The organism is Paenibacillus arenilitoris, assembly GCF_014705655.1.
GTDB lineage: Bacteria > Bacillota > Bacilli > Paenibacillales > Paenibacillaceae > Pristimantibacillus > Pristimantibacillus arenilitoris.
Genome location: NZ_JACXIY010000025.1, coordinates 1 through 19,659, shown reverse-complemented (window position 1 = coordinate 19,659; position 19,659 = coordinate 1). Strand labels below are relative to the sequence as shown.

Below are 19,659 nucleotides of genomic sequence, written 5' to 3'. Positions count from 1 at the left end.
GCTGCGCATGTACGCATGGATCGAAACCGCGATCCGGCTTGCGGTATTCCTTTTGCAATTCGTGTTCGGTGCTGTAGCCGCCTATGCCCTGCTGCAGCTGCTGCCGAGACGCGCCGCCAGGTGGAAGCATCTAGCCGTGTGGAACTGGCGGACGAAGCAAGCGCCGGATCGCTGGCTGAAGCTGCTTCGCATCGAGCGGGCAGCCCCATTCTACTTGGAGAGGGAGCTGTTGCTTGCCGGATGCGGCGTGACGTCGGACGCCGCCTGGTACGTGATGGCCAGGAGACTGCTGCTCGCCGCGGCCGGCGCGCTTGTCATTATAATCGGACTGCTGCATAAACGGATCGGCGATCTGCTGCCCGTAACTTATGTCGGCCCCGGCTTGCTTCTGCTTATGCTGCTGATCTTCGTCGATCTGAATTGGCTGAGGGCCTTCCGCAAAGTCCGCGCGCTGCAGATTACGAAGGAAATATTCGTCGTCAGCAACCAGCTGCTATACCTGTCGGACTCCTCGCTTCACATTCATGCGAAGCTGCAGCGCTGCGTGCCGTACGCGCGGGTGCTGCGCGGCGATCTGGAGACGCTGCTGGCCGAGTGGTATCACGATGCGGGCGGCGCCCTGCAGCGGTTCAAGCAGCGGATCGGCACCGACGAGGCGCTAAGCTTCGTCGAGACGCTCGATGCGCTTAGGCTTCATGAAAGCCGACACTACTACGAGCTGCTTAAGGCCAGGATCGGCGATTACAAAGAAAAAATCGAGCTTGCCAAGGAAAGCCGCAAGGAGTCGACTTCCTACGTGTTGTTCGTTATCGCCGGCATTCCGATTTTGTACACGTTCCAGGTGTTTATTTATCCGTGGGTGCGGGAGGGGCAGAAGCTGTTCCAGTCGCTGGGGTGAATGCGAGTCTTGTTCATGAAGGGAGGTGTCATGCATGCGCAACATATTAATGACGGTCATGATGCTTGTCGTCGTCATCGTACTCTTCAATACGATCATCGCCCAGGATACGACGGGCACGCGGAGCCAGATCGAATCGCAAGGCTCGGCGGCGAATACGAAAATCGGCCAGCTGCTTCCGTAATGGACGGGCAGCAAGCGCAATGAAATTGGAGGTGGCGCTTCTTGCGAAGCATTCTTATCGCGATGCTGCTGCTCATAACCGTTATCGTGATCTACCAAGCGGTCGCGGCGGGCGAGACGGGGATGAACCGGCAAGTCCATGAAGCGGGCAAGGCGGTCAGCGACCATATCAGGAGCATGAGTCCATGAAGCAGCTGCTCGTCTTCGTATTGTTCGCGGCCATGCTCTGCTGGCTCATGTTCTCGCCGATTTACAAGCATGTGCTTATCGTCAGGCAGGCGGTGCTGCAGCAGGAGGTCGACTACCTGCTCGAAGTCGGCGCGAGCGGAAGCTACGGCTTCATCAGCGCCGCGATGCAGGAGCAGTCAAGAGAGCGGCTCGCGCGATTCGGCATGCGGCCGGACGATATTGTCTTCGAGCTGTCCACGACGAGCGGCGCCGAGGCGTCCAATCCGTACGCGCCCGTGCCGCGCGGCGTAGGCATCGCATTGACGATGAGCTACCCGTATGAAAATCTGTTCGAAATCGACCGGTTGATCGGACTTGCGCCTCCGTCGCCAAGCGAAAGGATGAAGGCAACCGGAATGAAGATGAGCGAATACGTGCCGTAGACAAAGAAAGGCGGTTGAACCCGGGTGCACAAGCTGCTATTGATCGTCATTATGATGTCCGTATGGATTTCGTCACATTTGCTCCAGGTGGAAGAGGAGCTGGCCATGCGGACTTTGTTTCTCGGCAAGCATGCCTTGAACCGGGCTGCGCATGCGGCGGCGCAGCAGCTTGATTCCGAAGCGCTCGGCGAAGGGGAGCTTCGGATCGCGCCGGACCGGGCGGAAGCGGAGGCGATCCGTTATTTGCGGGCGAATTTGCTACTGGACTCTGCAGGCGAGCCGCTGCCGCAGTCTTTCCTGAAGCATCCGGTCCAAATCGTCGTTTTCGAGATTATAAACGACGATCGCGATTTTCCGTATACGTATCGGAACGAAGCGTTTCAATACGAAGCGACATTGGAGCGTCCGGGCATCGTCCTGATCGCGCATGTCGTCTATCCGCGGGCCTTCGGCCTGCTGGATCCGATCGAGTGGCATATAAAGGGGGCGGCGGAGCTAACGGCAGGTTGACGGAAAAATGGAAAATTGGTGTAATAGGAGGAGAGAAATGATATAGGAGTTGATCATCGAAAGTGGCGAACATCGTGGCGGATATTCCGGCCGACCTGGTACGGCAGCGGATCGGGGGCTTGCAGGCGGAGATGCGGGCAAGTCGCATCGACGCTTTCCTCATGACGCAAAACGTCGATTTATATTATTACAGCGGGTCCATGCAAACCGGGTATTTATTTATTCCGAGCATCGGCGAGGCTACCTTCTACGTGCGGCGCAGCGTGGAGCGCGCGAAGCTGGAAACGGCGGTGCGGGTAGCGGAGCTTGGTGCTTTTCGTCATTTCGGGCAAACGCTGCGGAACGATTACGGGGCGTTATTCGGGCAATCGGAAGCCGGATCCGTCCGTATGGCGGCGGATCTGGACGTGCTTCCCGCCCAGACCTTCCTGAAGCTGAGCGAGCTGCTCACCTCATCCGGAAGATGCGAGCTTATCGACGGATCGGCCTATATCCGCAGGCAGAGGATGATCAAATCGGCGTGGGAGATCGGCCGCATCGAAGCGGCTGCGCAGGCCGTCGCCGAAGCGCTCGACGCGTCGCTCCACGAGCTGCGCGAGGGCGTGAGCGAGCTTGATTGGATGGCGCGCGTGGAATATGAGCTTCGGCGCCGGGGACATATCGGCTTGATGCGAATGCGCGGCTACAACCAGGAAATCGCGACCGGGATGGTGATCTCGGGCGCGGCCGCAGCCGTACCGTCCTATTTCGACGGTCCCGCGGGCGGCCTCGGCCTCGGCGCGGCGTCGCCGCAAAGCGTAAGCCGCTCCATCATTCGCAGGAACGAGCCGATTCTGCTCGACGTCGGCTGCTGCATCGACGGCTATGTCATCGATCAGACGCGTACGGCCGTCATCGGCGCGCTTCCCGCGCATCTCATGAAGGCGTACGAAGTATCGGAGACGCTCATTCAGGCTGCCGAGCGGCAAATGATGCCGGGCGCGCTATGCTCCAAGCTATACGAGGATGCGCTTGCCGGCTGCGCGGCGGAGGGGCTTGCCGACCATTTTATGGGCTTCGGACCCGATCAGGCCAAATTTCTAGGGCACGGCATCGGACTTGAGATCGACGAATGGCCCGTTCTCGCCAAAGGTTTCGACATCCCTCTCGAGCCCGGCATGGTCATCGCGGTGGAGCCGAAGTTTACGTTCCCGGGCGAAGGCGTCGTGGGCATCGAGAACAGCTATTTGATAACGGAGCAAGGACCGAGAGCGCTGACCCGTTCCAAGACGGGGCTTATCGTGCTGCCATAACGAAGGGGAGGCATCCATATGGATCGGGAGCTGACGAAGCGGCTTCATCGCGACTATATAAAGGTATACCGAATTAGCAGCCTTATTACGCACGGCCTAATTTTTGCCGTCATAGCCGCGTACTTTACAATGGCTTTGATATGGGATTGGACGCTTTGGCCGGGGTGGATCGCGCTTGCGCTATTCATCGTAACCTTCATTTTGTTTACGTGGATTATTCCGAAGATGAAGCATGCCAGATTTTTGTACGAGCTGTTCGAGGAGGAACTCGAAATCCAGAAGGGGCTTGTCTTTCTGAGCAATGTGCTTGTGCCGATGGTCAGGGTCCAGCACGTCGAGCTCGAGAGCGGGCCGATGATGCGCAAATACGGACTGGCGAGCGTGTCGATCGTAACCGCCGCGACGACGCACCGGATCAGCGGCTTGAAGCTGGAAGAAGCGCAGCAGCTCAAGCGCAGGATCGGCACTCTGGCTAAGGTGGATGATCAGGATGAGTGAGCGCCGCAAGCTTCATCCCGTCTATATCCTCTTCGGCCTGGTGAACACGATTCAAGGCTTTCTTCCGTTTCTGCTGATCGCTTTATTCAAAGGCATCGAGTGGTCGGAGCTGCGCTGGTATTGGTATGCGGGGCCGGCCGCTTTGGCGGCGGTAATCCTCGTGTTCAGCTTCATCGAATGGAAACGCTTCGGGTTCTGGCTGGAGACGGACCGGATCATCATCCGCAGAGGCTCGCTGTTCCGCGACGAGAAGACGATTTATTACGCCCGCATCCATTCGGTCAATGTGGAGCAGCCGCTCATTCAGCGGCTGCTGGGTGTGGCCCAAGTCAAGATCGAGACGCCCGGCGGCAACAAGAAGGCGGACGGGGTCCTGCCCGCGCTCTCCCTCGCGGAGGCAACCCGCATCCAACAAATGCTCAAAAGCCATGCGCAGCGCATGGCCGGGTCAGGCGAAGCGGAGACGGTTAAGCCGGAGCCGATTACGGCGGCGTCAGGGGAGCGGCCGACAGACAGCGCAGACGCCGCAGACGACACTAGACTCGTTGCGACTGCGGTTGTCGCCGCGGACGGTCCGGCATTCCGTCTCACCTCCGCGCAGCTGCTTCAAGCGGCGGCAACCTCGATGAATTTCGGTCTCGTGGCCGCTTTCGTCGCCGGTTTATATTCTTTCGCCGACGACTTCATCGACGCGATGCTTCCGGAACACTTTTTCGAGCAAGTGGTCGAGGACTCGGTTAGCTTGATGCCGAGCTATTTCTTGATCGCGGCGATTGCGCTGATCGGGCTCGTATTTGCCTGGTTGCTGTCCGTCGTTCTGTATTTGCTCAAGTACAGCGGCTTTTCGGTCGCGCGAGACGGCAGGCAAATTACGGTGTCCTACGGGATGCTGGAGAAAAAATCGTTCGTCTTCGACCCAAAGAAGGTGCAGGCGGTCATTGTGAAGGAAGGCATGCTTCGCCAGGCGATCGGCTACGCGGAGATCCAGCTGCAGGTCATTTCGTCGGATAAGAAGGAGCAGCTTATGCTGCATCCTTTCATTAAAAGGGCGGACGTGCATGGAGCGCTGGCCGATTTCGTGCCGCAGCTGAAGCTTCCCGCGAGCGAGGAGCTGAAGGGAGCGCCGAAGCGCGCGCTGCTCTATTATATGAGAATCGCGCTGCTGATCGTCGTGATCCTATGCGTCGCGCTCATTGTATTGTTCAAGGCAGCCGGCCTCTGGTCGCTGCTGCTTATCCCCCTTGTCGCCGCTTGGCGGCTAAGCTGCCACGGCGCTGCGGGCGTTCTGCTCGCGAACGGCCAGCTGACGCTGCGCCGCCGATTCATTGCCAGATCAACCTATTTGATCAGGCGGCCGCAAATCGTCACGATGCGGGTGAACCGCTCGTCCCGGCAGCAGCGCAAGAAGCTGCTGTCTCTATCCGTGCATGCGCTGGGCAGTCCTTTCGACTATAGCGTGGCTTGTCTGGACCGCGCCGACGTGGAGCCGGTATGGCGGTGGTACAGCCGCAGCCATGGTAGGGAATAATAGCGAGGCAAAGACGCCGCAGATGGGAGTTCTTCTGCGGCTGTTTTCATTGCGCAAAAAAAGTTTAAGCCGGGAGTGAACGAAACGGCGCCTCCGGACGTCCTATCGATAACCGCTACAAAATAAAGGGGGCATATACGCCCGTGCATGACGAAGCGAAGCTGATCAATAAAGCGGTTCGTGGCGATTCCCGGGCGCTCTCGGAGCTGCTGCGGGAGCATTATTCCTTCCTGTACCAATACGCGCTGAAGATGACGATGAACAAGATGCAGGCGGAAGACATTACGCAGGAGACGATGCTGCGCGCCATTGAGAAAATTTCGGGTTTCCAAGGGAGAGCGAAGTTTTCGACCTGGCTCCTCTCGATTGCGTCGCGGCTGTTCGCGGACCGGATCAGACGCAAGGAGCGAGAGAAGGCTTGGCTCCGGGAGGAGCAGTCGCTGCGCGCAATCCGCTACGAAACGCTGCATAAGATGGATGAATGGCCGGAGGCGCTTCAAGCGCTAGGCGAATTGAGCGGCGAAATCCGGATGCCGGTGCTGCTCAAATATTACTACGGTTACGCACAAGAGGAAATCGCCGCCATGCTGGACGTTCCGGTCGGCACCGTAAAATCAAGGTTGCATAACGGTCTTAAGCAGCTGCGGAAGGAGCTAGCGAAACATGAAGAAGCATAGTGCAAACGATCCGGATCAGCAGTGGTTCGACGAGGCGATGGGCGACGCGATCGCCCGATTCGACGCAAGCCACTCGCCGGGCGTCCCGGAGCTTGACGCGTTCGAACGGCTTGTGCAAGCGAGGAAGCGCGAAGCGCGGAAGCGGCTGTGGAGGGATCTGACGCTGTTTTGGCTGACGGCCTGCTTCGTATTCGGTTCGATGGCGTGGGTGCTGGAGCGGAACTGGATCTGGTTCGCCGCCTTGCAGGTCGCGGCAGCGGCGGGCGGAGCCGGCTTCGTCGCCTGTAATTTCGGAAGAAGGACGTGGAGCAAATGGAAGAGCTGAACGCAATGCCGCTCTGGGGCTGGATTGTTCTTGGCTGCGTTCTGACCGCCCAGTCCACGTGGTTATTTATCGACGCCCGGAAACGGGAGAGCATGCCGTGGTTTTGGGGCATATGGGGATTGATTCAGACGCCGATGCCGCTCGTCTTTTATTTCGTGTTCGTCAGAAGCGGATGGTTTCGCAAGGGTACAGGCAACGGGAAGCGGGAGAAGCGGTAAAAATTATAAATCGCAAATTGCCGGAGGGGGAGTCGTCATGAACGAGCCATTGGAATTGTCGCGCGTGCTGGCCATTATTGCGCCGATGCTTGCTATTCAGCTGGTCCTGGCAGTAATCGCGCTTGCGCTTTGCGCCAAAGCGGAGCAGACGAGGGGGCCGAAATGGATGTGGATATTGATTATTTTATTCCTTAACGTTGTTGGTCCGATTGCCTTCTTTATCGCCGGGAGGAGGAACGAGGCATGACAGCGCTGCTTCAAGTGAAAGGGCTGGCAAAGTCGTTCGGCGCCGTCCATGCGGTGAAAGGACTGGATTTCGCCATCGAAGAGGGGCGCTGCGTCGCGCTGCTCGGCCCGAACGGAGCGGGAAAAACGACGACCATCCGCATGATCACGGGGCTGTTAAAACCGACGGAGGGCCAGCTGCGCTTCAGCGGCACGGGCAGCTCCGGCGACGAGCGCCGGCTGATCGGCTACTTGCCGCAATCCCCCGCATTTTACAACTGGATGACGGGGTTCGAATACGCCGTTTACGCGGGCCGGTTATGCGGATTGCCAGCCAAGGCGGCAAGGGAGCGGGCGAAGGAATTAATGGCGCTCGTCGGATTGTCCGGCGCGGCGGAGCGAAGGATCGGCGGCTATTCGGGCGGCATGAAGCAGCGGCTGGGACTCGCTCAAGCGCTCATGCACCGGCCGAAGCTGCTGGTCATGGACGAACCTGTATCCGCGCTCGATCCGCTTGGCAGACGGGAGGTGCTGGAACTGCTTCGCGAGTTGAAGCGAGAGACGACCATGCTGTTCTCGACCCATGTCCTGCATGATGCCGAAGAACTATGCGACGACGTCATCATTATCCGGGACGGGCAAATCGCGCTGCAAGGCCGGGTCGCCGCGATCCGCGCGGAGCACCGCAGTCCGGTAATCGAGCTTCGGCTCGAGCGGGACGCGGCGTCCGAGCGATGGCTGCAAAGCTGCGAGACGCATTTCGGCGATGCGGCAGGCGAGCCGGCCGGGGCTGGCTTGATTCAAGCGATTCACGTACAGGACGGTTCCGTCCGTTTTACGGTAAGGGAAGTGGACGCGGCCCGGCAGTTGCTGCTCGAGCGGCTCGCGAAGGATCGGATTAAGCTGACCAGGCTGGAAGTCGGCCATTCGTCGCTCGAGGATTTATTCATGAAGGTGGTGACCGCATGAGAACGGCCAGCTTGCCCGTTTACCTGGTGATGGTGCAGAAGGAGCTGCTTGAGCTGGTCCGCAGCTTCAAGCTGCTTTGGGTGCCGCTCGTATTCGTCCTGCTTGGCATTATGCAGCCGGTTTCGATCTATTATATGCCTCTGCTGCTCGAGTCGGCGGGCAATTTGCCGGACGGGACGGTCATCGATATTCCGATGCCTCTCGGCTCCGAAGTTCTGGCGCAGACGCTCCGGCAGTTCGGCACGCTCGGCATGCTCATTCTCGCGCTTGCCTCCATGGGCGTCGTCTCTGGAGAGCGGAACAGCGGAGCCGCTTCGCTTATACTGGTGAAGCCCGTATCGACGCTGTCCTACATCGGCTCGAAGTGGACGTCCATGCTGCTCTTAACCTGGGGCTCCCTGAGCGCCGGCTATCTTGCATCCTGGTATTATACCGGACTGCTTATCGGAGAAGTTGCACCGGGCGAGGTGCTCGGCAGCCTGCTAGCGTATGGGCTATGGCTTTCCTTCGCGACGACGATGACGCTCTTGTTCGGCACGATGCTGCGAAGCCCGGCCGCGGCCGCTTTCTCCTCCCTCGGCCTATCTGCGGCGCTGTCGCTCTTGTCCGGCCTTTTCCCTAAGCAGCTCGGGTGGAATCCGGGAGCGCTGAGTGGTTATGCCTATCAACTTGCGGCGGATGGCGTAAGGAACCCGGATAAGCTTTGGTGGGCGGTCTCCGCAACCGCGCTCCTCATTGCGCTCGCCTTGGCGGCATCCGCGGCGCTGCTTGGCAGGAGCCCCGCAGTCGATTGAGGAGAAATTCCGATATCGACCTCTACTTCGATTGGACACCGCTATCATTTTTTAGTAGGATAATAGTGATAGAAATAGCGGCAGCGAAACAGGAGTTGAGGACGATGCTACAGCTTGGTACAAAGGTCGTCATAGTGGCCGACCAGTATGAACAAAACCTTCCCGTCGGGGAATATGGCTATATAATTGCTTACGACCGCAACGCGGACAATGTATTCGATTACGTGCTGCGCGTGCCTTCGGCGAATCGCAACTTTCTTATTCCGGACGAGGACGTCGAGCTCGAAGAGGTACTGATCAAGGACGAGGTAGACCGGATCGAGCGGGAAGCGCTGATCGATTATGCGCTGGCTACCCACAACGAGGCATTGTTCAAACGCATTATGAACGGCGGGGAACCGGAGCCCGAGCAGGATTCCGCAGCCAAGGAGCCGCTCAGCCCGGCCGATTTTATCCGCCAGGTGAATTTGAAGGCGTGGATTTAACGTTCGGCGGACTTATCGCGGACCGTTTCGCTAGTCAGCAGACTGACAGCGGCGCGGTCTTTTTCTTTTGCTGAGACTAGCTCCGATTACATTGATGTTCGTCCCGTATGTGCGATATAATAGGAAGAATGACTAATATTCATTGCGAAACGGACCTTCGGCTGGAATAAAAGCACGGGGCAGGGCTCTCGGACATGGCCCGCCGCCGTTCGAACCGTCGGCCGTTTACGCTTGGAGAGGAAGGGACACCGATGAGCATTACGACCAAGGACGTGGAGCATGTCGCCAACTTGGCGCGGCTGGAGCTGACCGATTCGGAGAAGGAGCAATTTACGGAGCAGCTTAACGCCATATTGAAATATGCGGAGAAATTGAACGGCCTCGACACGGACGGCGTCGAGCCGACAAGCCATGTGCTGCCGATTATGAACGTGATGCGCGCAGACGACAATCGTCCGTCTCTGCCGATCGAGAAGGTACTGCTGAATGCGCCCGACGACGAGGACGGCCAATTTAAAGTGCCTGCGGTGCTTGAATAATACGAGTGGGTTGACGATGAAGGGAGGAACTACTGTTGGCACTGTTTGATTTGCGCCTGCAGGATGTACATAGCAAGCTTAACAACAAGGAATTGTCGGTTTCGGATCTGGTCGGCGCATCGTATGCGAGAATCGGGGAGACCGAGCCTGCGATCAAGGCGTTCATTACGCTGGACGAAGAGAACGCGCGCCGGCAGGCCGCCGAGCTGGACAAGCAGTTAAAAGAAGGCGGCGAGCGCGGACTGCTGTTCGGCTTGCCCGCTGGCGTGAAGGACAATATCGTGACCGAAGGGCTCCTGACGACCTGCGCGAGCCAGTTTCTCGGCAACTACGATCCGATCTACGACGCGACCGCCGTCCGCAAGCTGAAGGCGGCGCAGTCGGTCACGATCGGCAAGCTGAACATGGACGAATTCGCGATGGGCGGCTCGAACGAGAATTCGAGCTATTATCCTACGCGCAATCCATGGAATACCGATTACGTGCCGGGCGGCTCGAGCGGCGGATCCGCGGCTTCCGTCGCGGCGGGGCAAGTCTACTTCTCCCTCGGCTCCGACACCGGCGGTTCGATCCGCCAGCCCGCCGCTTATTGCGGCATCGTCGGCTTGAAGCCAACGTATGGTCTCGTCTCTCGTTTCGGCCTTGTCGCCTTCGCGTCGTCGCTCGACCAGATCGGGCCGCTTACGAAGAACGTCGAGGACTCGGCTTACGTCCTTCAGGCGATCGCGGGCTACGACGAACGCGATTCGACGTCCGCGAACGTCGAAATTCCGGATTACGTCTCGGCTTTGACGGGAGACGTCAAGGGGCTGCGCATCGGCGTTCCGAAGGAGTACCTGGGTGAAGGCATCGACCCGCGCGTGAAGGAAGCGGTGCTTAAGGCGCTTGCGGTGTACGAATCGCTTGGCGCTTCATGGGAAGAAATTTCGCTGCCGCATACCGAATATGCGATCGCGACGTATTATTTGCTGGCTTCCTCGGAAGCTTCCTCGAACCTGGCCCGTTTCGACGGGGTGCGGTACGGCGTCCGCGCGGATAACCCGTCGGGTCTGATCGATTTGTACCGCAAGTCGCGCAGCCAAGGCTTCGGACCCGAGGTAAAGCGCCGCATCATGCTTGGCACCTACGCGCTCAGCTCGGGCTATTACGATGCTTACTATTTGAAGGCGCAGAAGGTGCGGACGCTGATCAAGCAGGATTTCGACCAAGCGTTCGGCAAATATGACCTGATTATCGGACCGACGGCGCCGACGCCGGCTTTCCGGATCGGGGAGCAGGTAGGCGATCCGCTTACGATGTATTTGAACGATATTTGCACCATCCCGGTCAGCCTGGCGGGCGTTCCGGCGATCAGCGTGCCGTGCGGCTCGGCCGACGGACTGCCGATCGGTCTGCAAATTATCGGCAAAGCGTTCGACGAGCCGACGGTGCTTCGTGCCGCCCACGCCTTCGAGCAGCATACCGAGCATCATAAGCGGCGCCCGCAGCTCTAAGCGGTTATTCACGTTACGAAAGGAACGATAGGAATGTCTGAACCGAACAAATACGAGACGGTCATCGGGCTGGAAGTCCACGTAGAGCTTCATACGAAGAGCAAAATTTTTTGCGGCTGCTCCACGGCTTTCGGCGCGCCGCCGAATACCCATACATGCCCGGTATGCTTAGGCCATCCGGGCGTCCTGCCGGTGCTTAACCGCCAGGCGGTCGAATACGCGATGAAAGCGGCGATGGCGCTTAACTGCCAAATCGCCGATATTAGCAAGTTCGACCGCAAAAACTACTTTTACCCGGATTCCCCGAAGGCGTACCAAATTTCGCAATACGATCAGCCGATCGGCGAGCACGGCTGGATCGACATCGAAGTGAACGGCGAGACGAAGCGCATCGGCATTACCCGTCTGCATCTCGAGGAGGATGCGGGGAAGCTGACTCACGTCGAGGGCGGCTACGCGTCGCTCGTCGATTTCAACCGCGTCGGCACGCCGCTCGTCGAAATCGTATCCGAACCTGATATCCGCACCCCCGAAGAGGCGAAAGCTTATCTCGAGAAGCTGAAAGCCATCATGCAGTATTGCGACGTCTCCGATGTGAAGATGGAAGAGGGCAGTCTTCGCTGCGACGCGAACATCAGCCTTCGCCCATACGGGCAGAAGGAGTTCGGAACGCGCGCCGAGCTGAAGAATATGAACTCGTTCCGCGGCGTGCAGCGCGGCCTTGAGTACGAGCAATTCCGCCAAGCGGAAATTTTGGACAGCGGCGGAGAAGTCGTCCAGGAGACGCGCCGGTATGACGATGCAGCCGGCAAGTCGTTTCCGATGCGCGGCAAGGAAGAGGCGCACGATTACCGCTACTTCCCGGATCCTGACCTTGTCCGTCTTCATATTAGCGAGGCATGGAAAGAAAGCGTCCGCGCCACGATTCCGGAGCTGCCGGACGCCCGCAAAGCGCGGTATACGGCGGAGTACGGCTTGCCTTCCTACGATGCGGAGGTGATCACCTCGTCCAAGAAGCTGGCCGATTTCTTCGAGGAGAGCTTATCGTACACGAAGGACGCCAAAGCGGTATCGAACTGGATCATGGGCGATTTGCTCGGCTACTTGAACTCGAACGGGCTCGAGCTGACCGACGTGAAGATTACGGGTCAAGGGCTTGGCGAGATGATCGGCTTGCTTGAGAAAGGCACGATCAGCGGTAAAATCGCCAAAACAGTTTTCAAAGCGATGCTCGAAACCGGAAAGCTTCCGAAGCAAATCGTGGAAGAGCAAGGACTCGTCCAAATTAGCGACGAAGGTGCGATCGCGGCGATCGTGAATCAAATCGTCGAAGCGAATCCGCAATCCGTCGAGGATTACCGCGCCGGCAAAGAGAAGGCGATCGGCTTTCTCGTCGGCCAGATTATGAAAGAAACGAAAGGGAAAGCGAATCCGGCGCTCGTCAACAAGCTGCTGCTTGAGCGCCTTAAGTAAGAAGAAACGCGGTTCATCGCGCGCAGATGAGCCGCGTTTTTATTTTGTCCCGAACGGGACATGGCGTGCGGGCTCGGATTGGCGCATACAAATATGATACAATGACATGGATGAGAAAGGTCGGGGTCGCATGCTAATGAATTCGTTGCAAAATCCGTGGGACATCAGCGAGCTGCACATTTTGATTCGGCTGCTTCTCGCCGTCTTGCTGGGCGGACTCGTCGGCTTCGAGAGGGAGCAGTCCAATCACGCGGCGGGTTTCCGGACGAATATCCTTGTCTGTCTGGGCTCATGCTTGCTCATGCTTTTATCGATGTACGGCTTTGCCGCATTCGTGGATGAGCCGAACGTCAGAGTCGACCCCGCCCGTCTCGCGGCGGCGGTCATTACCGGCATCGGTTTCCTGGGCGCGGGCACGATCCTCTTTACCGGCAAGTCGATAACGGGGCTTACGACCGCGGCCTCGCTATGGGTTGTATCCGCCGTCGGGCTGGCCGTCGGCGCGGGCTTTTATTTCGCGTCGGGCGTCACGACGATCATGGTGCTCGTTACGCTGTGGGCGTTCAACAAGCTGGAGAAACGCTATATCAGCGCCAAGAAAGAATATTTGATCAAGATCAAGGCTTGCGAAGTATCCCGTACGATGCGCGGCCTGAATGCTTTGTTGGCGGAGAAAAAAATCGTGCTTCGGAAAATCCAGCTGGAGGAGTGCAAGGACGAAGGGGAAGAAGAGCAGGTCATGCTTCAGGTCTATATTACGCTGCCGAAATCCAAAAAATCGGAGCCGCTTCTTTCTATACTCGATCAAATTAAGCATTTGGAGGGCGTACGTTGGGTAAGCTCGGAATAAAACGGCGAAAAAGCAGGCTGCTGGCCGTATTATTGGCCTTCGGCCTGCCCGGGGCCGGGCATATGTATGCGGGTCAGCATCCGAAGGGCCTACTGCTGATCGCCTCCTATTTGCTTGATCTCACGGCGATCGTGAGGCTGGCGGATTCGGATGGCGGCAGGCATTTGCTGATGATCGTCTATTTGGGCATCATGCTTCCGGTCTTCTATTTCATCAGCGTGTTCGATTCGCTGCAAAGCATGGAGGCGGAGGCCGAGGAGTCAGTCGCTTTCGGTCTTGCGCACGGTATTTTGCTGGCGCTCGCCGGCTTCGCCCTGCTTCTGCTGGTGAAGCCGCCGGAGGCGCTGCTCCCGTGGATGAACGAGCTCGCGGAGCTGAGCGTCGGGCCGTTTATTATCATTGCCGCAGTATGGCTGCTGCTTCAGGCGCGGAAAGGATCGGTGTCTATGTTTAAGCTAGGCAGGTTTACGGCAGCGGCGCTTGTCCTGATGGTCGGGGGGCTGCTGCTGTGGGATCAGATTCAAGGACGCAACGACATCTCGCTGCTTGGACAATGGTGGCCGGTTATTTTTATTATGTTAGGCTTTGAAGTCATTGTTTTCAGCATAAGATTTAAAGGGGCCGAAAAAAAATTAAGGCTGGACGTAACGGGAGGAGCGATTGCGCTCGTCATTACGATGACCGCCTATGTCGTAACGCAATACGCGGATATCCCTTTCCGTTGGCTCGATCAATTCAACGTCGATTTGAACGGGGCGGCGGACTACGGCGAGGAGAAGGGCTTTCGGTACGATAAGCCGGTCATGAAGGTGCCGCTGGAGGATGACGTGTCTCTCATCGGGATTACGAATCCGAATGGCCATATCACCGTTCGCTCCGGCGACGTGCAGGAGATCGAGGTGCAGACGACGGTATGGGTCGATTTGCCGGACAAGACCGAGGCCGACAAGGTGGCGGAGCAATCGACCGTCAAGATCAATCCCGGCGCCGAAGTCGCGCTCGATGCCAAGGGAAAGGACTACGGAGCGAACGGCAGCAAAAAGCCGCGCATGAATATGATCGTAACCGTGCCGATGTCGCTCTCGGATCGCCTGCACATTGAAGAAACCGAAGAGCCGCCTATCGAATCGGAGCCGCCGCCGCTCGAAGCCGAATCGCCGGGCGAGGATCATCGCCTGGACGGCCTTTCGGCAACGGAAGGGAATGAGCTGTCCGAAGTGACCGAGGATCAAGCGGATGGAGAACTGCCCGCTACGCCCGATCCGGGCGAAGTCGAGAAGCCTGCCCTGAAGATGTCGATAGATGCGGATAACGGTTCGGTGGAAGTCGCCGGCCTGGCGCTGCCCGGTGGGCTTGCGATCGAGAGCAGCAGCGGCTTAGTAACGGTCAGCGGCATTATCGGTCCCGTCACGGTGAAAGGAAACATCGGCGAAGTGCGCGCCAGCGAGATCGACGGAGACGCCAATGTCGAAATGAAGAACGGCGCCATTGCCGCCGCCGACATCGAGGGCAAGCTTTATGCCAGCACGCTTAACGGAAGCTTGGACCTTAAACGGATACGGGACGATATCGAAGCGGGGACCAAGAACGGCAAAATCAAAATCGAAAGCGCGGGAGCTTCGGTGAAAGCCGATACGCTCAATGGCGGCATCGAGTTAATTAGCGACACGGTCGGAGGCAATTGGGATCTGGACAGCTCGGTCGGCGAGATCCGCCTGACGATGCCGGAAGACGGGGACTATACGGTGTACGGATCGGTAACTTTCGGCAATATCACGACCGATCTGCCGCTCGAAGCCAGCAAGAAAACCGTAAGAGGCACAATGGGCGCAGGCACTTACCGCGTACAAATCAACGCGACGAACAGTATTACGATCCGTCGTTTTGGGCCCGTACAATGAGGCGCTTTCATTGACAAATCTTTAAACGAGAACGTACAATAGTCGTAACTACTACGAAAGGGCGTGAGGGGATATGGGGGCCAGCGTTAACCTAGCATTGGAGCAACTGAAGATGAACGGCGTCCGGATGACCCCGCAGCGTCACGCCATTTTAAGCTACTTGATGGACTCGATGTCGCATCCGACTGCAGATGAAATCCATAAAGCGCTCTCCCCGGCGTACCCGAGTATGAGCGTTGCGACCATATATAACAATCTGCGTTTATTCGTTGAAGCCGGCTTAGTGCGTGAATTGACTTACGGGGATGATTCCAGCCGTTTCGACTCGGATTTATCCGATCATTACCACGCCATTTGCAAAAACTGCGGCTCGATCGTCGACTTCGATTACCCGCCGCTCCTCGAGGTGGAGCGCGCCGCGTCTCAGGTGACCGGCTTTGTCGTCGAAGGGCACCGCATGGAGATATACGGGATATGCGCGAGCTGCAACGCGACAGGGAAATAACAAGCTTATCCGAAACGTGCCGTGAAGCGTCATGCGCTAATCAGCACGTTTTTTATTCAAACGGGAGCGTGATGAATTGGAAACGATGTACAACCGCGCGCCGCGCCGAAGACGAGGAGCAGGCGTGCGAGGGTTGTTTTTTCTTTTTATAATCGCCTTTTTGGCCGTTTTTGCATGGTATGGCTATATGCGGTTCATTCCGAACGGAGAACAGGTTAGCCCGGGCTATTCGTCGGAATATCCGATTCTCGTTCACGGGAAGGAAGCCGAGCTCGGGGCCATCCTTGAAAATAATGAAGTAAAGCTTCCGCTTGACGTTGTCCAACAGGTGCTTGGGGCGGACAAGCCTATCCGCTATGAACCGGATTCGGGCTCCGTCATCTTCACGACGGCGAACAAGGTGCTTCATCTAAAGACGAATTCGCTCGACGCAACGATTAATCAGAAGCCTTACGATTTGACGATCGCGGCAGAGACCGGCAACGACACGGTATATATTCCTGCTGCCCCGCTCAAGGAGCTTTACGGCCTGCAGGCCGAACTCGCCCAAGATTCCGGAACCGTGACGCTTCTCGGAGCGGGAGAGACGATCCAGCTGGCCGAGGTTGTGCAGGAGAAGGGGGCCGCCCTCCGGACCGGCCCGACGATTCGGGCTCCTTTTATGGAGAGGACCCCCGCCTCGCAGACGGTGCGAATATGGGAGGAGCAGGACGGCTGGCTGCTCGTGCAAGGAGAGAGCGGGCTGACCGGCTTCATGAACAAGAAGGACGTAAAGCTGACCACGATCGAGCAAATTCCCGAACCGGAGCGGGAAGCCCCGTTCATTGCATGGAAGGTGCTTGGCAATAAAATCAATTTAACGTGGGAAGCGGTATACGAGCGCAAGATCGATACGACCAAGATTGCCCCCATGCAGGGTGTGAACGTTGTAAGCCCGACCTGGTTCGAGCTCGCCGACGGCCAAGGCACAATCAAAGGAAAGGCCGATCCCGCCTATGTGAAATGGGCGCATCAGCAGGGCTTGCAGATCTGGGCGCTGTTCAGCAACGGATTTGAACCGGAGCGGACGACGAAGGCGCTCGCATCCGTCGAGACCCGGTTCTCGATGATCCAGCAATTGCTCGGCTTCGCCAAAGTGTACGGCCTGCAGGGCATCAATATCGATTTCGAGAATGTGTACACGGCCGATAAGGAAAACCTCGTTCAGTTCGTGCGCGAGCTAACGCCGCTGCTTCACGAACAAGGACTGGTCGTCTCCATCGACGTGACGCCGAAATCAAACAGCGAGATGTGGTCCCTATTCCTGGACCGCGCCGCGCTTGGCAAAATCGTCGACTATATGATGGTGATGGCCTACGACGAGCATTGGGCTTCCAGCCCGAAAGCGGGCTCGGTCGCCTCTCTGCCTTGGACGGAGACGTCGATTACCCGAATTTTGGAGGAGGACGGCGTACCGGCAAGCAAGCTTATTCTTAGTATGCCCCTATATACGCGAATATGGACGGAGCAAAAGGCGGATGACGGAAGCATAAAGGTCTCTTCCAAAGCGGTAGGGATGGACAGGATCAAGGAAATCGTCGCGGAGAAGAAGCTTAAGCCCGTCGTCGACCAGGCAGCGGGACAAAACTATGTCGAGTATGCGGAAGCGGATGCAAGGAATCGCATATGGATTGAGGACGACTTGTCCATGAAGGCGCGGGTCGCGCTCGTTCGAAAATATGATTTGGCCGGGGTTGCAACCTGGCAGCGCGCGTTTCAAACGTCCTCGATTTGGAAAACGATCGATGACGCCATTAAATTACGGCCATAATACATTTATCCAGGATATAAAAAAAAGCAGCGTTTCCGCGGGCACTCCAGTTGCGGAAACGCTGCTTTTTTCGTTTGGTCACGCTTGTTGTTCGGCCGTGCATTCCGTCGCTTGGGCTGGATCGAGCGTTAGCATCGTCCTGCAATACATGCATCGGTCCGTTTTGCCCAACATCTTGGTCTGGCGCCCGCATTCGGGGCATTGGAGCATCGTGGCGCTGGTCGACATCATGCCGGCCCAGAAATAAACGGCCACGCTGATCAATAAGGAGATCATGCCGATGACCATGAAGATGGCGGCGATGATTTTGCCGGCTTGCCCCCAGAACACGATGCCGGCGGTGCCAAGTATCATTACGCCCATGCCTACAAGCGTGAATACGAGTCCCCACAGGCGGAATTCATTGATTTTGGCGGATTTAAAAAAGAATTTAGTCATGCCTTCAAACCCTTCCTGTTACTATTGGCTTATGAATATCGGCTGTTTTTCTGCTTACGCAAGCAGGAATGTGACTCAACTTGTCGAAAAGATTAAAACTGTAGATTATTATTATAGCTTATTAAAATGCGATTAGCTATATGGAGGATCAAGTGAAACCTATAAAAGCACATTTCGCGGACAGCTATCGCGACGAACCCGGCCTGGTCGGAATCGCCGTAGTTGAAAATCCATACCCCTACAATCCTTTAATCGACGGCCTCGATTTATTGGTACTCGTCATACTGGATAAGGACGGTGCGATCAATGAAACGGAGCATGTCCAAATCGAAGGAGAGCGCGTACTCGTGCGCAAGATCGATTCCGTCGGTCTGAACGAATGGATTTCCGGCGGAGAGAACCGAAATATCATTGAATGGCTTGTTCGGGGGGAGATCTTATTGGATCGCGACGGCTATTTGAATAACGTTCGTGAGCGGCTGCTTCAGTTTCCTGATTCGATGCGGGAGCAGAAGCGTTTTACTGAATTTGCCGGCTTCCTTAGAACGTATTTGCAAGCGAAGCAAGACTTGCTCGACGGAAACCTGCTGGACGCGTACAGTCATGTGCTTACCGCACTGCATCACTGGGCCCACATCGTTCTGATCGAGGAAGGGCGTCATCCCGAACTAACGGTTTGGAAACAGCTGAAGCGGGTTCATCCGGGCATATACAAGCTGTATGAAGAACTCACCGTGAGCCCCGAGACATTGGAGCAGAGAGTGCAACTGGTCATGCTCGGATGCGAATTCTCCGTCATGAACAAAATGAAGACAAGCTGCTCGCTGCTCTTCGATATACTCGGGAGCCGGGAAGAGCCGTGGAGCATAGCGGAGCTCCAGTCCCACTCCCTGATCAACGTCATGCATGTCGATTTATCGCTCGTACTGCAAAAATTGGTTCAGCGCGAATATATTCGTGAGGTAGCCGTCATGAGCGAGCCAGGAGATACGGGAGCGCTGGAATTGAGGTATATGCTCGCCAACTGACGATTCACTCTATTTCTAAGCGTTTGCGATCGTTGCGCTCAGCGACGTGCAGACGCTTTTTTGATATGGAAACAAAAACGCGGGCGATTCCCTTGACTTCATTATTCGCCATGTGATACATTATAACTCGCCGCTTCTGCAGTGCGCTTGAACGAACGTTCGGCAAACGAAAAAAATGTCGAAAATCGAAAAAAGTGCTTGCAATGAAGTGGGCGAATGTGATATATTATAAAAGTCGCCGCTGACAATCAGCTGCCGACACGCAACAAAAGATTGTTCTTTGAAAACTGAACAACGAGTGAAACTGCCCCGTTAATCCGCACGGATTAATGGAAAAGCGATACAACGAAATGAGTCATCAAACACCATTATGGAGAGTTTGATCCTGGCTCAGGACGAACGCTGGCGG

At 56.9% G+C, this 19,659-nt stretch carries 24 protein-coding genes; 23 read left to right on the top strand and 1 reads right to left on the bottom strand.

The features are described from left to right. Positions 1-7 precede the first annotated feature (7 nt). From IDH41_RS20235 to IDH41_RS20130, 22 genes are all read left to right on the top strand, one after another. A complete protein-coding gene (locus IDH41_RS20235; protein ID WP_223829890.1) occupies positions 8-898 on the top strand; it encodes a hypothetical protein in 891 nt (296 codons plus the stop codon). 34 nt (positions 899-932) lie between these two features. Next, entirely contained in the window at positions 933-1,082 is a 150-nt protein-coding gene (locus tag IDH41_RS20230; RefSeq protein WP_190864244.1) for a hypothetical protein, read from the top strand. A gap of 41 nt (positions 1,083-1,123) precedes the next feature. Further along, positions 1,124-1,270, top strand: coding sequence for a hypothetical protein (locus IDH41_RS20225; RefSeq protein WP_190864242.1), 147 nt, complete (start codon positions 1,124-1,126; stop codon positions 1,268-1,270). Then, positions 1,267-1,692 (top strand): hypothetical protein, encoded by a 426-nt coding sequence (locus IDH41_RS20220; RefSeq protein WP_190864240.1) that lies wholly within the window; start codon positions 1,267-1,269, stop codon positions 1,690-1,692. Before IDH41_RS20225 ends, IDH41_RS20220 begins: the two co-directional genes overlap by 4 nt. Positions 1,693-1,716: 24 nt before the next feature. Beyond that, positions 1,717-2,202: a hypothetical protein gene (locus tag IDH41_RS20215; protein WP_190864238.1), complete on the top strand. Its 486-nt coding sequence runs from the start codon at positions 1,717-1,719 to the stop codon at positions 2,200-2,202. 62 nt (positions 2,203-2,264) lie between these two features. After that, positions 2,265-3,494: a M24 family metallopeptidase gene (locus IDH41_RS20210; protein WP_317890783.1), complete on the top strand. Its 1,230-nt coding sequence runs from the start codon at positions 2,265-2,267 to the stop codon at positions 3,492-3,494. A gap of 18 nt (positions 3,495-3,512) precedes the next feature. Further along, complete coding sequence (locus IDH41_RS20205) at positions 3,513-3,992, top strand: PH domain-containing protein (RefSeq protein ID WP_190864237.1); 480 nt, start codon at positions 3,513-3,515, stop codon at positions 3,990-3,992. Next, on the top strand, positions 3,985-5,520 hold the full coding sequence (locus IDH41_RS20200) for a PH domain-containing protein (protein WP_190864235.1): 1,536 nt from the start codon (positions 3,985-3,987) through the stop codon (positions 5,518-5,520). Before IDH41_RS20205 ends, IDH41_RS20200 begins: the two co-directional genes overlap by 8 nt. Positions 5,521-5,663: 143 nt before the next feature. Further along, the gene (gene sigY, locus IDH41_RS20195) at positions 5,664-6,197 is read left to right on the top strand and encodes an RNA polymerase sigma factor SigY (protein ID WP_190864233.1); all 534 of its coding nucleotides are present in this window, start codon (positions 5,664-5,666) and stop codon (positions 6,195-6,197) included. After that, positions 6,184-6,522 carry a YxlC family protein gene (locus IDH41_RS20190; RefSeq protein WP_190864231.1) on the top strand — a complete coding sequence of 113 codons (339 nt, stop codon included), beginning with the start codon at positions 6,184-6,186 and terminating at the stop codon, positions 6,520-6,522. Before sigY ends, IDH41_RS20190 begins: the two co-directional genes overlap by 14 nt. Beyond that, entirely contained in the window at positions 6,510-6,740 is a 231-nt protein-coding gene (locus IDH41_RS20185) for a sigmaY antisigma factor component (protein ID WP_223829889.1), read from the top strand. Before IDH41_RS20190 ends, IDH41_RS20185 begins: the two co-directional genes overlap by 13 nt. Before the next feature lie 37 nt (positions 6,741-6,777). After that, complete coding sequence (locus IDH41_RS20180; protein ID WP_190864229.1) at positions 6,778-6,987, top strand: PLD nuclease N-terminal domain-containing protein; 210 nt, start codon at positions 6,778-6,780, stop codon at positions 6,985-6,987. Continuing rightward, positions 6,984-7,934, top strand: a complete 951-nt coding sequence (locus IDH41_RS20175; RefSeq protein WP_190864227.1) for an ABC transporter ATP-binding protein — start codon at positions 6,984-6,986, stop codon at positions 7,932-7,934. The genes IDH41_RS20180 and IDH41_RS20175 overlap by 4 nt, the downstream gene beginning before the upstream one ends. After that, positions 7,931-8,728, top strand: a complete 798-nt coding sequence (locus IDH41_RS20170) for an ABC transporter permease (protein WP_190864225.1) — start codon at positions 7,931-7,933, stop codon at positions 8,726-8,728. The genes IDH41_RS20175 and IDH41_RS20170 overlap by 4 nt, the downstream gene beginning before the upstream one ends. 104 nt (positions 8,729-8,832) lie before the next feature. Then, entirely contained in the window at positions 8,833-9,213 is a 381-nt protein-coding gene (locus tag IDH41_RS20165) for an ATPase (RefSeq protein ID WP_190864223.1), read from the top strand. 251 nt (positions 9,214-9,464) lie between these two features. Then, positions 9,465-9,752, top strand: a complete 288-nt coding sequence (gene gatC / locus IDH41_RS20160) for an Asp-tRNA(Asn)/Glu-tRNA(Gln) amidotransferase subunit GatC (RefSeq protein WP_190864222.1) — start codon at positions 9,465-9,467, stop codon at positions 9,750-9,752. 35 nt (positions 9,753-9,787) lie between these two features. Continuing rightward, on the top strand, positions 9,788-11,245 hold the full coding sequence (gatA, locus tag IDH41_RS20155; RefSeq protein ID WP_190864220.1) for an Asp-tRNA(Asn)/Glu-tRNA(Gln) amidotransferase subunit GatA: 1,458 nt from the start codon (positions 9,788-9,790) through the stop codon (positions 11,243-11,245). A gap of 33 nt (positions 11,246-11,278) precedes the next feature. Further along, a complete protein-coding gene (gene gatB, locus IDH41_RS20150) occupies positions 11,279-12,718 on the top strand; it encodes an Asp-tRNA(Asn)/Glu-tRNA(Gln) amidotransferase subunit GatB (protein WP_190864218.1) in 1,440 nt (479 codons plus the stop codon). A 145-nt stretch (positions 12,719-12,863) separates the two neighbouring features. Further along, positions 12,864-13,568, top strand: coding sequence for an MgtC/SapB family protein (locus IDH41_RS20145; RefSeq protein WP_190864410.1), 705 nt, complete (start codon positions 12,864-12,866; stop codon positions 13,566-13,568). Further along, positions 13,550-15,469: a DUF4097 family beta strand repeat-containing protein gene (locus tag IDH41_RS20140; protein ID WP_190864216.1), complete on the top strand. Its 1,920-nt coding sequence runs from the start codon at positions 13,550-13,552 to the stop codon at positions 15,467-15,469. The genes IDH41_RS20145 and IDH41_RS20140 overlap by 19 nt, the downstream gene beginning before the upstream one ends. A 73-nt stretch (positions 15,470-15,542) precedes the next feature. Further along, positions 15,543-15,974: a peroxide-responsive transcriptional repressor PerR gene (gene perR / locus IDH41_RS20135; RefSeq protein WP_190864214.1), complete on the top strand. Its 432-nt coding sequence runs from the start codon at positions 15,543-15,545 to the stop codon at positions 15,972-15,974. Between the two features lie 85 nt (positions 15,975-16,059). Beyond that, the gene (locus IDH41_RS20130) at positions 16,060-17,784 is read left to right on the top strand and encodes a glycosyl hydrolase family 18 protein (RefSeq protein ID WP_223829895.1); all 1,725 of its coding nucleotides are present in this window, start codon (positions 16,060-16,062) and stop codon (positions 17,782-17,784) included. A 78-nt stretch (positions 17,785-17,862) separates the two neighbouring features. Here the strand turns inward: IDH41_RS20130 and IDH41_RS20125 are convergent, their stop codons facing one another. Beyond that, on the bottom strand, positions 17,863-18,222 hold the full coding sequence (locus tag IDH41_RS20125; protein ID WP_190864210.1) for a YgzB family protein: 360 nt from the start codon (positions 18,220-18,222) through the stop codon (positions 17,863-17,865). Between the two features lie 152 nt (positions 18,223-18,374). On the opposite strand from IDH41_RS20125, the gene IDH41_RS20120 reads away from it, so the two are divergent. Continuing rightward, complete coding sequence (locus tag IDH41_RS20120) at positions 18,375-19,250, top strand: nucleotidyltransferase-like protein (protein WP_190864208.1); 876 nt, start codon at positions 18,375-18,377, stop codon at positions 19,248-19,250. The last annotated feature ends 409 nt before the right edge of the window (positions 19,251-19,659 follow it).